This window comes from Pseudotabrizicola sp. 4114 (genome assembly GCF_031457365.1).
GTDB lineage: Bacteria > Pseudomonadota > Alphaproteobacteria > Rhodobacterales > Rhodobacteraceae > Pseudotabrizicola.
This window is the reverse complement of record NZ_JAVDWP010000006.1, coordinates 87,447-100,955: the sequence shown is the minus strand read 5'-3', so window position 1 is coordinate 100,955 and position 13,509 is coordinate 87,447. Positions and strand designations below refer to the sequence as shown.

The 13,509-nt window shown below is 63.3% G+C and carries 11 protein-coding genes; 9 read left to right on the top strand and 2 right to left on the bottom strand.

Going from position 1 to position 13,509, the window contains the following annotated elements:
* Window positions 1–156: 156 nt before the first annotated feature.
* Window positions 157–1,437, bottom strand: coding sequence for an ROK family protein (locus J2X53_RS14920; protein ID WP_349038290.1), 1,281 nt, complete (start codon window positions 1,435–1,437; stop codon window positions 157–159).
* A gap of 213 nt (window positions 1,438–1,650) precedes the next feature.
* Between J2X53_RS14920 and J2X53_RS14915 the strand changes: the two genes are divergently transcribed.
* From J2X53_RS14915 to J2X53_RS14885, 7 genes are all read left to right on the top strand, one after another.
* Complete coding sequence (locus tag J2X53_RS14915; protein WP_349038289.1) at window positions 1,651–2,676, top strand: substrate-binding domain-containing protein; 1,026 nt, start codon at window positions 1,651–1,653, stop codon at window positions 2,674–2,676.
* A 157-nt stretch (window positions 2,677–2,833) separates the two neighbouring features.
* On the top strand, window positions 2,834–4,147 hold the full coding sequence (locus tag J2X53_RS14910; protein ID WP_349038288.1) for a sugar ABC transporter permease: 1,314 nt from the start codon (window positions 2,834–2,836) through the stop codon (window positions 4,145–4,147).
* A 10-nt stretch (window positions 4,148–4,157) separates the two neighbouring features.
* Window positions 4,158–4,919, top strand: a complete 762-nt coding sequence (locus tag J2X53_RS14905; RefSeq protein WP_103334254.1) for an ATP-binding cassette domain-containing protein — start codon at window positions 4,158–4,160, stop codon at window positions 4,917–4,919.
* Window positions 4,919–6,355: a xylulokinase gene (xylB, locus tag J2X53_RS14900; RefSeq protein WP_349038287.1), complete on the top strand. Its 1,437-nt coding sequence runs from the start codon at window positions 4,919–4,921 to the stop codon at window positions 6,353–6,355. Before J2X53_RS14905 ends, xylB begins: the two co-directional genes overlap by 1 nt.
* Window positions 6,352–7,653, top strand: a complete 1,302-nt coding sequence (gene xylA, locus J2X53_RS14895; protein ID WP_349038286.1) for a xylose isomerase — start codon at window positions 6,352–6,354, stop codon at window positions 7,651–7,653. Before xylB ends, xylA begins: the two co-directional genes overlap by 4 nt.
* 10 nt (window positions 7,654–7,663) lie before the next feature.
* The gene (locus J2X53_RS14890) at window positions 7,664–8,971 is read left to right on the top strand and encodes a vanadium-dependent haloperoxidase (RefSeq protein WP_349038285.1); all 1,308 of its coding nucleotides are present in this window, start codon (window positions 7,664–7,666) and stop codon (window positions 8,969–8,971) included.
* Window positions 8,968–10,506 carry a CRTAC1 family protein gene (locus J2X53_RS14885; protein ID WP_349038284.1) on the top strand — a complete coding sequence of 513 codons (1,539 nt, stop codon included), beginning with the start codon at window positions 8,968–8,970 and terminating at the stop codon, window positions 10,504–10,506. Before J2X53_RS14890 ends, J2X53_RS14885 begins: the two co-directional genes overlap by 4 nt.
* Here J2X53_RS14885 and J2X53_RS14880 read toward each other — a convergent pair.
* Window positions 10,496–11,383 (bottom strand): YihY/virulence factor BrkB family protein, encoded by an 888-nt coding sequence (locus J2X53_RS14880; RefSeq protein ID WP_349038283.1) that lies wholly within the window; start codon window positions 11,381–11,383, stop codon window positions 10,496–10,498. The genes J2X53_RS14885 and J2X53_RS14880 overlap by 11 nt on opposite strands.
* Window positions 11,384–11,495: 112 nt before the next feature.
* On the opposite strand from J2X53_RS14880, the gene mgrA reads away from it, so the two are divergent.
* Together mgrA and J2X53_RS14870 are read left to right on the top strand one after the other, a co-directional pair.
* Window positions 11,496–12,524, top strand: coding sequence for an L-glyceraldehyde 3-phosphate reductase (gene mgrA, locus J2X53_RS14875; protein ID WP_349038282.1), 1,029 nt, complete (start codon window positions 11,496–11,498; stop codon window positions 12,522–12,524).
* Window positions 12,525–12,653: 129 nt separating this feature from the next.
* Window positions 12,654–13,493 (top strand): flagellar motor protein MotB, encoded by an 840-nt coding sequence (locus tag J2X53_RS14870; RefSeq protein WP_349038281.1) that lies wholly within the window; start codon window positions 12,654–12,656, stop codon window positions 13,491–13,493.
* The last annotated feature ends 16 nt before the right edge of the window (window positions 13,494–13,509 follow it).

Genomic DNA, 13,509 nt, shown 5'->3' with positions numbered 1-13,509 from the left:
CACTGGCGATTGGTGCGAGTATCGCAACAGCCGGGGCGATGTGCAATCAACTGCTGGTCACCGGCATGGTTTTGGCCCTCACATTTTGCGTCTTTTCGCCACTATGGCACAAATGACGCAAAGCGGATTGTCCTGCGACATGCGCCACGGCAAAACCTATTGCGCGGCGATGTCGCGATTGGCCGCAAGCAGGGTTTCGCTGACCGCTGACAGCGCCAGAGCCGCCGCGCCATGCGCCCAGAGCCGCACACCCCAGGCGTGAATTTCGATCGGGGTGCGCGGTCGGCCGGTGTTGATCATCAGATTGTCCATCTCGGCCAGCGTTTCGGCGGCATAGAGGTAATCATAGCGCATCCGCTCACCCGACAGGATGATCAGGGCGGGGTCGAACAGGTTGACGACATTGGACAACCCCACCGCCAGATAGCGCCCGGCCCGGCGAAAGATGCTGCGCGCGGTGGCATTGCCGGCCTTGGCGTGGTCATACAGGCTTTCCAGCAACACGGTGATGCTCTGGCCTTCCTTGTGGCCCCAGTTCAGCGCGGTGGTCGCCTCGCGCGCCAACGCATAGTCAGCGACATAGGCCTCCAGACAGCCGCGCTGGCCGCAGCGGCAGAGCGCGCCGTCAAGCTGCACCTTGATATGACCCAGTTCCAGCCCGACCCGCTGGGTGCCGCGATAGATGCGGTGGTTCATCACAAAGCCCATGCCGACGCCATGCTCGATGGTGACCACGGCAAAGTCAGACAGCCCCCGCCCCGCGCCGAACCACAGTTCGGCCATGGCGACGAGGTTGGTTTCATTGTCCACCCAGACCGGAAGCCCGACCCGCTGGCTGGTCAGCGCGGCCAGCGCCACGTTGCGGCTGTCAAGGAGCGGGGTCCAGAGCACCATGCCTTCGGCATTGTCGACAAAGCCGGGCAGGCCGATGCCGATGCCGGACAGATCCGCGCGGCGGACGCCGGCCTTTTCGCAGACCCGGGCGAGCAGGGTTTCGATCACCACCAGCAATTCCTCCACCGTCATCGGGCCGGGGCGGCGGGGGATCGATTCTTCGGCGATCAGACTGCCGGCAAAATCGACCAGCACGGCGGTTTGTTCGCGGTCAGAGATTTTCATGCCGACGACGCGATGCGCCGAGGCCCGCACCCCGAGCGCCACGGCGGGGCGACCGCGCACCGTCTCGCCCTCGCGCGGGGGGGCGGCGATTTCCTCGATCAGGCCCGAATCGATCAGTTCCGAGGTGATGGTGGTGACAGAGGCCGGGCTGACGCCCAGATCCTTGGCGACCTGCACCCGTGGAATCAGACCGGCCGCGCGGACGCATTCAAACACCTGCTGCCGCAGCGGGCGCAGCGTATCGGACAAAGGCGCGATCAGCGGACCCACGCCCTTGCGGCCAGCACCTGTGTCACCCGCTGAATAATGTGTCAGCATTTCTTTGGCATCCTAACGAATTATCGGCCTCACCCTGCACGAACCGCCCGAAAATTGCTGCACAGCAGCGTGAAACAGGCTGTTTCTTACTCTCCTTTAGATTTCATCACAATTTTTATTTTGACAACTGAATTTAATCGGGGCAATTTTTGCCAGTCTCGGCGAATCTGCCGAACCAGCCATACGCTGGCTGCATCCATAGGGAGGATACACATGCGTAATGCAATCGTGCTCGCCGTGATCGCGGCGGCAGGGTTTTCATCTGCCGCTCTGGCAGAGGGAAAGAAGATCGGCGTGTCTTGGGGCAGCTTTCAGGAAGAGCGCTGGAAGATCGACGAAGCAGCCGTAAAGGCTGCACTTGAGGCCGCCGGCAATGAATATGTGTCTGCCGATGCGGAATCGTCTTCGGCCAAGCAGCTGACCGATGTGGAGGCCTTGATCGCTCAGGGCGTTGACGCACTGATCATCAACGCCTGGGACAAGGATGCCATCGGGCCGGCGATTGAAGCCGCTGCCAATGAGGGGATTCCAGTTGTCGGCTACGACCGTCTGATCGAGGATGACCGCACGTTCTATCTGACGTTTGACAACGTGGGTGTGGGCCGGATCATCGCGGAAAACGTGTTCGCGGCTGCCCCGACCGGCAATTATGCCATCATCAAGGGCGATCCGGGCGATCCGAATGCCGGGTTCCTGCTGCAAGGCATGATGTCGGTGATTCAGGCCGCGGTTGACGCGGGCGACATCACCATCGTCGGCGAAGCGTTCTCGGATGGGTGGAAGCCGGAAAATGCCCAGAAGAACATGGAGCAGATCCTGACCTCGGCGAACAACGACGTTGACGCGGTTCTGAGCCAGAATGACGGCATGGCCGGTGGTGTTGTGGCCGCATTGGGCGCGCAGGGCCTGACCATTCCGGTCGGTGGCCAGGACGGCGACCATGCTGCGATCAACCGCGTGGCACGTGGCACCCAGACCGTTTCGGTGTGGAAAGATGCGCGTCAGCTGGGCAAGGCTGCGGGCGAAATCGCCTCGGCTCTGGCAGACGGCGGCGCTTTGGACTCGATCGAGGGCGCGACCAAGTTCTCGGGCGGCGAAAAAGGCATCGAGATGAACGCAATCCTGCTGGCTCCGACCCCGCTGACCAAGGAAAACCTGAACGTCGCCATTGACGCGGGCCATATCACCAAGGAAGCGGCCTGTGAGGGCGCTGTCGCCGGTGTGGTTGGCTGCGAATAAGGCCTGATGCGGCGCGGCGGCTGATCGGGCTGCCGCGCCGCAACTTTCGTTTTCCGGCATCTTGCGGGCCGGCATGGCCCAGCGGCTGATCCATGGCGCGGCCATGCGGTGCCGCGTTCGATAGATGTCCCTGTCCCCCATAGCGTTGGACGATTCCATGACCAATACCCCCCTTTCTGTCCCACCCGTGACGCCCGGCCATACGGCTGTCGGCGGCAATCCGGTAAAGCGTTTTCTGACCGCGACCGAGATTGACACCCGGCTTCTGGGCATGCTGGCCGCCCTGTTGCTGATCTGGGGCGGGTTTCACATGTACGGCACCATTGTGAACGGCAATGGCGCGTTTCTGACCCCGCGCAACCTGTGGAACCTGTCGGTGCAGACATCGAGCATCGGGATCATGGCGACGGGGATGGTGCTGGTCATCATCACCCGCAACATTGATCTGTCGGTCGGCTCGCTGATCGGGGTGACCGGCATGACGATGGGGATTTTGCAGGTCGATGTGCTGCCGCAGATCCTGGGGCTGGGGCATTGGTCGATCTGGATCATCACCTGTGTGGTCGGTATCTCGCTTGGGGCGCTGATCGGGGCGTTTCACGGCTGGCTGATTGCCTATCGCGGCATTCCGTCGTTTATCGTGACATTGGGCGGGCTGATGGTCTGGCGCGGGATGGCGTTCATCGCCAATGGCGGCAAGACGATTTCGCCGGTGGACAGCACATTCGCGCTGCTGGGCGGCGGGCCGGGCGGCAATGTGGGCGCGACCGGCAGCTGGATTGTCGGGCTGCTGGCTTGCGTGGGCGTGGTCTGGATGCTGATCAACGGGCGCAAGCAGCGGGTGAAGCATGAATTCCCCAAGCGCCCGATGTGGGCTGAGGTGACGCTGGGGGCCATCGGCTGTGGTGCCATCATCGGATCTGTCTTGCTGATGAACGCCTATCCGCTTCCGGTTGGTATTCTGCGCCGTCTGGAGCTGCCGGAAGATGCCTTTGTCTCGCACGGGTTTGCCATTCCGGTGCTGATTATGATCGCTGTTGGCATTGCGATGACCATTCTGATGACCCGCACCCGGTTTGGCCGCTATGTCTTTGCCATCGGTGGCAACCCGGAGGCGGCGGCGCTGGCGGGGATCAACACCCGCTGGATGACGCTGAAGATCTTTGCGCTGATGGGTGCGCTGACCGGGATTGCGGCGGTGATCGCCTCGGCCCGACTGAACTCGGCCACCAACGCGCTGGGCACTTTGGATGAGCTTTATGTAATCGCGGCGGCGGTGATCGGCGGCACCTCGCTGGCCGGGGGCGTGGGCACGATCTATGGCGCCATCCTTGGCGCGCTGGTGATGCAGTCGCTGCAATCGGGGATGGTGCTGATCGGCTTTGATGCCGCGATCCAGCGGATCGTGGTGGGCATGGTGCTGGTGCTCGCCGTCTATCTTGACAACCTTTACCGCGCCCGCACGAAGTGAGGAGGCAGACATGACCACGAACACAGGAACTCCGCTGGTCGAGATGCGCGACATCTCGATTTCCTTCGGCGGGATCAAGGCTGTCGATCACGTCAGCATCGACCTGCATCCGGGCGAGGTTGTGGGCCTTTTGGGCCACAACGGTGCGGGGAAATCCACGCTGATCAAGTGCCTGTCGGGCGCGTATCAAAAGGATGCGGGCGAGATCTATATCAACGGCGAAAAAGCCGAGATCAGCAATCCGCGCGATGCCCGGCACTATAACATCGAGACGATTTACCAGACCCTCGCGCTGGCCGACAATCTGGATGCGGCGTCGAACCTGTTTCTGGGGCGCGAACTGGTGACGGCGGCGGGCTTTGTCGATGACGCGCAGATGGAGGCGGAGACGCGCAAGATCATGGCGCGGCTGAATCCCAACTTCCGCAAGTTCAACGTGCCGGTGTCGGCGCTGTCGGGCGGGCAGCGGCAATCGGTGGCGATTGCGCGGGCGGTGTATTTCAACGCCAAGATCCTGATCATGGACGAACCCACGGCGGCGCTTGGGCCACAGGAAACCCAGATGGTGGCCGAGCTTATTCAGGAGCTGAAGCGGCAGGGTCTGGGGATTTTCCTGATCGAGCATGACATTCATGCGGTGATGGATCTGTGCGACCGCGCGGTGGTGATGAAGAACGGCCAGCGGGTGGGCACGGTGAATGTCGGGGACGTCACCGATGATGACATTCTGGGCATGATCATCATGGGCAAGAAACCGGCAAAGGCCTATTGATGTATATCGGGCTGGATCTGGGCACCTCGGGGCTGAAGGGCATTCTGATGTCTGACATGCAGGAGGTGGTGGCCGAGGCCACCGCCCCCCTGACCGTACAGCGCCCGCATGAGGGGTGGAGTGAGCAATCACCGAACGCCTGGATTGCAGCGGCGGAAACGGTGCTGGATGCATTGTCGGCGCATGGTCTGGGCGCGGTCAAGGGCATCGGGCTGTCGGGCCACATGCACGGGGCCACGCTGCTGGATGCGTCGGATCAGGTGTTGCGGCCCTGCATCTTGTGGAACGACAGCCGCAGCCATGTGGAAGCGGCAGAACTGGATGACGACCCGATGTTCCGGCGCTTGACCGGGAATATCGTGTTCCCCGGCTTTACCGCGCCGAAACTGATGTGGGTGCAGGCGCATGAGCCTGCCTTGTGGGACAAGGTGGCAAAGGTGCTGCTGCCCAAGGATTACCTGCGGCTGTGGCTGACCGGCGATCACGTGGGCGAGATGTCGGATGCGGCGGGCACCGCATGGCTGGATACCGGCGCGCGCGACTGGTCGGATGATCTGCTGACCGCCACCGGGCTGACACGCGATCATATGCCAAGGCTGGTGGAGGGGTCCGAGGTTTCGGGCACCCTGCGCACCGGGCTGGCCGCGCGCTGGGGTCTGCCTGCGGGCGTGGTCATTGCGGGTGGCGGCGGCGACAATGCCGCGTCTGGCGTTGGGGTCGGCGTGGTGCGCGCAGGCGAGGCGTTTGTGTCGCTGGGGACCTCGGGCGTCTTGTTTGCAGCAAATGACGGCTATCAGCCCGATCCGGCGACGGCGGTGCATACGTTTTGCCACGCCCTGCCGAATACCTGGCATCAGATGGGGGTCATTCTGGCCTGTACCGATGCGCTGAACTGGTTTGCGCAGCTGACCGGCAGCGATGCCGCCAGCCTGACCGGCGATCTGGGGGCGTTGCAGGCCCCCGGCAAGACGCTGTTCCTGCCCTATCTGGGCGGCGAGCGCACGCCGCTGAACTCTGCCTCGGTCCGGGGTGCGTTTGTCGGGCTGGAACATGCGACCGACCGGCAGGCGGCGACGCGGGCCATTCTGGAGGGCGTGACATTCGCGTTCCGCGATTGCCGCGATGCCTTGGCCGCGACTGGCACACGGCTGGACAGTCTGCTGGCGGTGGGCGGTGGCTCAAAGTCCGACTACTGGCTGCGCGCCATTGCCACCGCGCTGAACTGCCCGGTGCAGGTGCCGGTGGCCGGTGATTTTGGCGGTGCTTTTGGCGCCGCCCGTCTGGCGCTGATGGCAGCCACGGGTGCGGGGGCCGAAGTGGCCACCCTGCCCGCCATTGCCCGCGTCGTCGAGCCCGATCCGGCGCTCAAAGACGCCTTCGACGCGGGCCATGCCCGCCATCTTCTTGCACAATCTGCCATCAAGGGCCTGACATGACCGATTTTTTCAAGAACATCCCCGTGATCACCTATCAGGGGCCGAATGCCACCAGCGAATTCGCGTTCCGTCATTACAACCCGGATGAGATCATTCTGGGCAAGCGGATGGAAGACCACCTGCGCTTTGCCGTGGCCTATTGGCACAGCTTTGCCTGGCCGGGCGGTGACCCGTTTGGCGGCCAGACCCTGCAGCGGCCTTGGTTTGGCGACAGCATGGATCTGGCGCGGCTGAAGGCCGATGTGGCGTTCGAGATGTTCGATATTCTGGGCGCGCCGTTCTATTGCTTCCACGACGCCGATATCCGGCCCGAGGGCGCGACGTTTGCTGAGAGCAAACGCAATCTGGACGCGATGGTCGACTACCTTGGCCAGAAGCAGGCCGACCACAAGACCCAGCTGTTGTGGGGCACGGCGAACATGTTCTCAAACCGGCGCTGGATGTCGGGGGCGGCCACCAACCCGGACCCGGATGTCTATGCCTATGCCGCCGCAACGGTGAAGGCGAACATGGACGCCACGATGAAGCTCGGCGGCCAGAACTATGTGCTGTGGGGCGGGCGTGAAGGGTATGAAACGCTGCTGAATACCGATCTGAAGGCCGAACGCGACCATGCGGGCCGGTTCCTGCAACAGGTGGTGGAGTACAAGCACAAGATCGGCTTCAAGGGCGCGATCCTGATCGAGCCAAAGCCGCAGGAGCCGAGCAAGCATCAGTATGATTATGATGTGGCGACGGTCTACGGGTTCCTCAAGGAATTCGGGCTGGAGAAAGAGGTTCAGACCAATATCGAGCAGGGCCATGCGATCCTTGCCGGGCATTCGTTCGAGCATGAGATCGGGATGGCGGCGGCGCTGGGGATCTTCGGGTCGATCGACATGAACCGCAATGATTACCAGTCGGGCTGGGATACTGACCAGTTCCCCAACAATCATGCCGAAAAGGCGGTGGCCTTCTACGAAATCCTGCGCGCGGGCGGCTATACCACCGGCGGCACCAATTTCGACGCCAAGATCCGGCGGCAGTCGCTGGACCCGGAAGATCTGATCCTTGCCCATGTCGGCGGCATGGACACTTGCGCGCGGGCGCTGAAATGCGCTGCTGCGATGCTGGAGTCGGACGAGATGGAGGCCAACCGGCGCGCACGCTATGCCGGGTGGGAAACCCCCACCGCGCAGGCGATGCTGACCGGCGGGCTGGAAGCGGCAGCGGCGCGGGTCGAGGCCGAGGGGCTGGAGCCGGAGCCGGTGTCGGGCCGGCAGGAGCGGCTGGAGAACTTGTGGAACAAGTACATCTGAGGAGGCTGTGATGGACCGGCGCAGGGTTTTGGGCTTGGGGGCGGCGGCAGGAATCGCCGCCCTGATGCCGGGGCGGGTGATGGCAGCCTCTGACCCGGTGCCGGTTCTGACCAACTGGACCAAGCTGACCCTGCAACTGGTGCGGCATACGGCGACCTATTCGCCGCCGGTTGCGGCGCGGGCCTTTGGCTATCTGGGGGTGACAGGGTATGAGGCAGTGGCGGCCTGTGATGGGGCGCTGACCTCGCTGGCGGGGCAGTTGAACGGGCTTGCTCCCCTGCCCCGCCCCGGCGATGGCGCGCATGATGCGGCAATGGTGCTGCAGGCGGCGCTGTCGGCGGGGACCGCGCATTTCTTTGCCAACACCGGACCTTCGGGTCAGCGGGCGATGGCGACGATGAGGCGCAAGCTGGATGAGCAGGTGACGGCGGGCTTGCCCGAAGATGTGGCGGCGCGCAGCCGTGCATTGGGGCTGGCGATTGCCACGCATATCTGCGGCTGGGCCGATGGCGATGGCGGCGCGGTGATCGGAAACATGGGCTTTCCCGAAAGCTATGCCGCGCCCGCCGACCCTGCGGCCTGGGTGCCGACCTCGCTGGTGCGCCAGCAGCAGGCACCGCTGTTGCCCGACTGGGGCACTGTTCGGCCCTTTGCGATGCCTGCGGGGAATACCTGCAGCCTGCCCCCGCCACCCGCGTACAGCGAAGACCCCGCATCGGCGTTTTATGCCGAGGCGATGGAGGTTTATACGGCGACGAAAGCGCTGACGCCGGAGCAGAACCTGATCGCGCGGTTCTGGTCGGATGACCCGATGCTGTCGTCCACCCCGCCGGGGCACTGGATTTTTGTCGCCAATGACCTGATCACGCGGCGGCAGCTGCCGCTGGCGGCAAGCGTCGATGTGATGGCGCGGTTGGGCGTTGCGATGGCCGATGCGTTCATCGGCTGCTGGCAGGCCAAGACCACCTACAATCTGCTGCGCCCCGTCACCTATATCAACCGGGTGATCGACCCCGCGTGGAAACCGCTGCTGAACACGCCGCCGTTTCCGGAATATCCCTCGGGGCATTCCACGGTGTCGGGGGCTGCGGCGACCGTTCTGACAGCAGCATTCGGCGACGGCTACGTCTATGACGATTTCACCCATGAGCGTGAGGGGCTGGACGGGCGGGCCTATGCCAGCTTCTGGGATGCCGCCAATGAGGCCGGGATTTCGCGGCTGTATGGCGGAATACACTTCCGCGCGGCGATTGAGCAGGGGCTGACGCAGGGGCGCTGCATCGGGGCCTATGCGGTGGCGTTGAGGACGCTGGCATGAAGGGCATGATCCGTCTGCTGGGCCTTGTGCTGTGTGCCGCGCCGGTTGCGGCGCAGACCGTGCCGCAGTTTGTCGAGGAAACCACTCCCTCGGGCCTGAGCCACCAATTTACCGGCGAGTGGGAGTACATGGTCGGCGGCGGGGTGGCTGCGTTTGACTGCAACGGCGATGCCTTGCCCGATCTGGCGCTGTCGGGCGGCACCGGGCCTGCAGCCTTGTTCGTGAACCAAAGCACGGCGGGCGGCGCACTGGCCTTTGCCCCGGTGGAGAGCGGGATCGAGACCGAGGCGGTGACAGGCACCTACCCCATCGACATCGACAGCGACGGGATCACCGATCTGGTGCTGCTGCGGGTGGGGGAGAATGTGGTGATGCGCGGGCTGGGCGACTGCCGTTTCGAGCGCGCCAATGAGGATTGGGGCTTTGACGGTGGCGATGCGTGGTCCACCGCCTTTGCCGCAATGTGGGAGCCGGGGGAGAGCCTGCCGACACTGGCGATCGGCAATTACATCAACCAGCGCGAAGAGGCCTACCCTTGGGGGTCTTGCACCGACAACTGGCTGCACCGGCCTGCGGGGGCGGGATATGCCGCGCCCCTGCCCCTGACACCCAGCTTTTGCGCGCTGTCGATGCTGTTCACCGACTGGAATGGCTCGGGGCGCAAATCCCTGCGGGTGTCGAATGACCGCGAGTATTACGAGGGCGGGCAGGAGCAGATGTGGCATCTGGAGCCAGATCAGCCGCCGCGCCTGTATACGCCCGACGAAGGCTGGAAACGGCTGCGGATCTGGGGGATGGGGATTGCCAGCACCGATCTGGATGCTGATGGCTACCCGGAATTTTACCTGACCAGCATGGCGGACAACAAGCTGCAACGGCTGGTGACCCCTGCCCCGGATGCCTTGCCCGATTACACCGATGTGGCCTGGGCCAAAGGTGTCACCGCGCACCGCCCGTTCATGGGCGAAGATCTGCGCCCGTCTACCGGCTGGCATGCGCAGTTTGCCGATGTGAACAACGACGGTCGGGCCGATCTGTTTGTGGCCAAGGGCAATGTCTGGGAAATGCCGGATTTTGCCATGGCCGACCCCAACAACCTGCTGTTGCAGGGCGCCGATGGGGTGTTTGTGGAGGCGGCAGACGAGGCGGGCGTCGCCAGCACGCATGCCGCAAGGGGCGGCGCAGTGGTCGATCTGAACGGCGACGGCGCGCTTGATCTGGTGGTGGTCAACCGAAACGCACCTTTGCAGGTCTGGCGCAACTCCGGGCCGGTGGGCAACTGGCTGGGCGTGGCACTGTCACAGCCGGGGCCGAACCCGACCGGGATCGGGGCTTGGGTCGAGGTGCGGACCGGCGATCATCTGCAACGGCACGAGATCACCTCGGGCGGCGGCCATGTCAGCGGCATCTGGGGGCCGCAGCATTTCGGGCTTGGGACAGCAGAACAGGCCGAAGTGCGGGTGATCTGGCCCGACGGGCGGGTGACGGAGTGGACAGCGGTTCAGGCCAACCAGACCACAACACTCAGTCCGTGACCGTGGGGGCGTTGGTGATCGGGTCTTTGGCCAACGGAGGGGTCTTGTCGCGCGGCGCGGTCAGTTCGGCATTCACCGCACCACCCAGCAACACCGCCAGCACGCCCAGATACAGCCACATCAACAGCGCCACCACCGCGCCAATAGAGCCATAAATCCGGTTATAGCTGTCGAAATTCGCCAGATAGGCGGAAAAGGCAAAGCTGACCGCCGACCATGTCACTGCCGCCACCAGCACACCGGCAGAGACCCATGGCCGCCCGTTGCCCGAGGGCAGGTTGGGGCCGAAGTGATACAGGATCGACAGACAGCTGAGCACCAGCACAAACATCGCAACCCAAGGCAGGATACTCAGAAACCATTCCTCTGCCGGGCCAAAGTCGATGAATTTCAGCACAAGCGGCACCACAACGATGGTGGCAAGCCCGACAATGATCGCCAGAATCAACGCCAGCGTCAGCGCGATATCAACCACCCAGCCCCAGATCCAGCCACGCGGCGTGGCGCGGTTGACCACATCCAGCCCCGTGATCAGCGCCGAAACCCCGGCGCGCGCCGAATAAAGCGCGATCATCAGCGAGACAAAGGTGGCCCACCCCAGCGTGGCGCGCGGCGTGGCCAACAGGCCCATCACCTGATCATGGATCAGGAGTGCTGCATCGGTGGGCAGGAACTGTTCGCCCACATCAAGGTATTCCTCGATCACCATGGGGTCAGCCATCAGGCCCCAGATCGCAACACTGGCGGCAAGGCCGGGAAACACCGCAAACATGGCATAAAACGCCACGCCAGCCGCAATCAGGCCGAAATGCCCGTCATTTATCCGGCCCCAGACAGCCGAAACGAAATCGTAGGTTGTCAGTAGCCGCTGCTTCATGTGCCCATCTATGCCCGTTGTCTGCCCCTGTGCAACGTGCATGTGCCGGTTTGGGTTCACCTTGCACAACCCGTTTTCCGGTGAAAAGATAGCGCCAACAGGAGGATTTTCCATGACTTATACCCCCCATCCCGACCGCTATTCCCGCATGACCTATCGCCGCTGCGGGGCGTCGGGGCTGAAACTGCCCGCGATCAGCCTTGGGCTTTGGCACAATTTTGGCCACGATACGCCGCATCAGACCAAACGCGACATCTGCCGCACCGCGTTCGACCATGGCATCACGCATTTTGATCTGGCCAACAACTACGGCCCTCCCCCCGGCAGCGCCGAAGAGGCCTTTGGCGAGATTTTGCGTACCGATTTTGCCGGGCACCGCGACGAGCTGATCATCAGCTCCAAGGCCGGGTATCTGATGTGGCAGGGGCCTTACGGCGAATGGGGCAGCCGGAAAAACCTGATCGCGTCTTGCGACCAGAGCCTGAAGCGGATGGGGCTGGATTACGTGGATATATTCTATTCCCACCGCTTTGATCCCGACACGCCACTGGAAGAAACCATGGGCGCGCTGGACCATATCGTGCGCTCTGGCCGGGCGCTGTATGTCGGCATCTCCAGCTATTCCAGCGCGAAAACCCGCGAAGCTGCAGCGATTCTGAAATCACTGGGAACGCCGTGTGTCATCCACCAGCCAAGCTATAACCTGTTGAACCGCTGGGTAGAAACGGATGGATTGCGGGACACGCTGGGCGAATTGGGCATCGGGTCCATTGCCTTTACCCCCTTGGCGCAAGGGATCTTGACGAAAAAATATCTGCGCGGCATCCCCGAGGGCAGCCGCGCCACGCAGGGCAAAAGCCTGCGCCCCGGCATGATCACGCCGCGCGCCATCGAAAGCGTGCAGGCGCTGGATGCCATTGCGCAGGCACGGGGCCAGACACTGGCGCAGATGGCGATTGCCTGGGTGCTGCGCGAGGGCAAGATCACCACCGCGCTGATCGGTGCGTCAAAGCCGGAACAGGTGGTCGATTGCGTCGGCGCCATCGGCAATCTGGAGTTCACGGCCGCAGAACTGGCCGACATCGACCGGGTGGCAACCGAAGAAGACATCAACCTGTGGGCCCAGTCTTCGGCGGAGTAACGCGCGCCGGGCAAGAGCAGTCGGGCTGCCGCGGCACCCCGTCCCTGAAAACCCCTAAAACACCAGTCTTTAAGCCCCGGTTTACCGCGTCCGTGTAAACCGGGGATGGGTGTGAAACATGGGTGTGTGATGGCAGGGCAAGCAAATGCCGCGCCAGTCATCATCAAGCGGAAGAAGATAATCCAGGGCGGCGGCCACCACGGTGGGGCGTGGAAGGTTGCCTATGCGGATTTCGTGACGGCCATGATGGCCTTCTTCATGCTGATGTGGCTGCTGAACGCGACGACGGAAAAACAGCGCAAGGGGATTTCGGATTATTTCAGTCCGACGATCCCGATCAACCGGGTTTCGGGCGGCGGCGATGGGGCCTTTGGCGGCGATTCCGTCATGACCGAAAACACGCTGGCCCAGAACGGCACCGGGGCGGCTGCGGTCAAACCAACGGCAGACCGGCAGGCGCGCGGTGATTCTCAAACCGAAGCCGCCGCCCGCCAGGCCGAAGAGGAACGGCTGGCCGAGGTGCAGAAATCGCTGCTGGCACGCAGTGGTGAAAGCATGACGATGGAACGCCTGCTGCGCCATGTCGTGACCCGCGTGTCCGACGAGGGGCTGGTGATCGAGCTGTTCGATCTGGAGCAGGCGCAACTGTTCGAGGCTGAAACAGCCATCCCGACCAAGACCCTGCGCGAACTGTCAGAGGTGCTGGCCGATGTGCTGCTGGCCACGCGAAATGACCTGGCGATTGGCGGATATGTGCGCAGTTATCCGTTGATGATGCAGGATAATCCGGTCTGGCCCCTGTCGGCGGACCGCGCACAGGCGGGGCGCAAACTGTTGCGCAGCCATGGGGTGCAGGACAACCGTTTTGCCCGCGTGACCGGCTTTGCCGACCGCAAGCCGCTGACGCCGGACCCTTCGGTGATCCGCAACAACCGGCTGGAGGTGACGTTGCTGCGCCGCGACCGCTAGCCGGTTTCCTCAAATT

Coding starts and splice junctions, on each gene's coding strand:
- J2X53_RS14920 (WP_349038290.1), bottom strand. CDS start 1,437: ATGCTGACACATTATTCAGCGGGTGACACAGGTGCTGGCCGCAAGGGC.
- J2X53_RS14915 (WP_349038289.1), top strand. CDS start 1,651: ATGCGTAATGCAATCGTGCTCGCCGTGATCGCGGCGGCAGGGTTTTCA.
- J2X53_RS14910 (WP_349038288.1), top strand. CDS start 2,834: ATGACCAATACCCCCCTTTCTGTCCCACCCGTGACGCCCGGCCATACG.
- J2X53_RS14905 (WP_103334254.1), top strand. CDS start 4,158: ATGACCACGAACACAGGAACTCCGCTGGTCGAGATGCGCGACATCTCG.
- xylB (WP_349038287.1), top strand. CDS start 4,919: ATGTATATCGGGCTGGATCTGGGCACCTCGGGGCTGAAGGGCATTCTG.
- xylA (WP_349038286.1), top strand. CDS start 6,352: ATGACCGATTTTTTCAAGAACATCCCCGTGATCACCTATCAGGGGCCG.
- J2X53_RS14890 (WP_349038285.1), top strand. CDS start 7,664: ATGGACCGGCGCAGGGTTTTGGGCTTGGGGGCGGCGGCAGGAATCGCC.
- J2X53_RS14885 (WP_349038284.1), top strand. CDS start 8,968: ATGAAGGGCATGATCCGTCTGCTGGGCCTTGTGCTGTGTGCCGCGCCG.
- J2X53_RS14880 (WP_349038283.1), bottom strand. CDS start 11,383: ATGAAGCAGCGGCTACTGACAACCTACGATTTCGTTTCGGCTGTCTGG.
- mgrA (WP_349038282.1), top strand. CDS start 11,496: ATGACTTATACCCCCCATCCCGACCGCTATTCCCGCATGACCTATCGC.
- J2X53_RS14870 (WP_349038281.1), top strand. CDS start 12,654: ATGGCAGGGCAAGCAAATGCCGCGCCAGTCATCATCAAGCGGAAGAAG.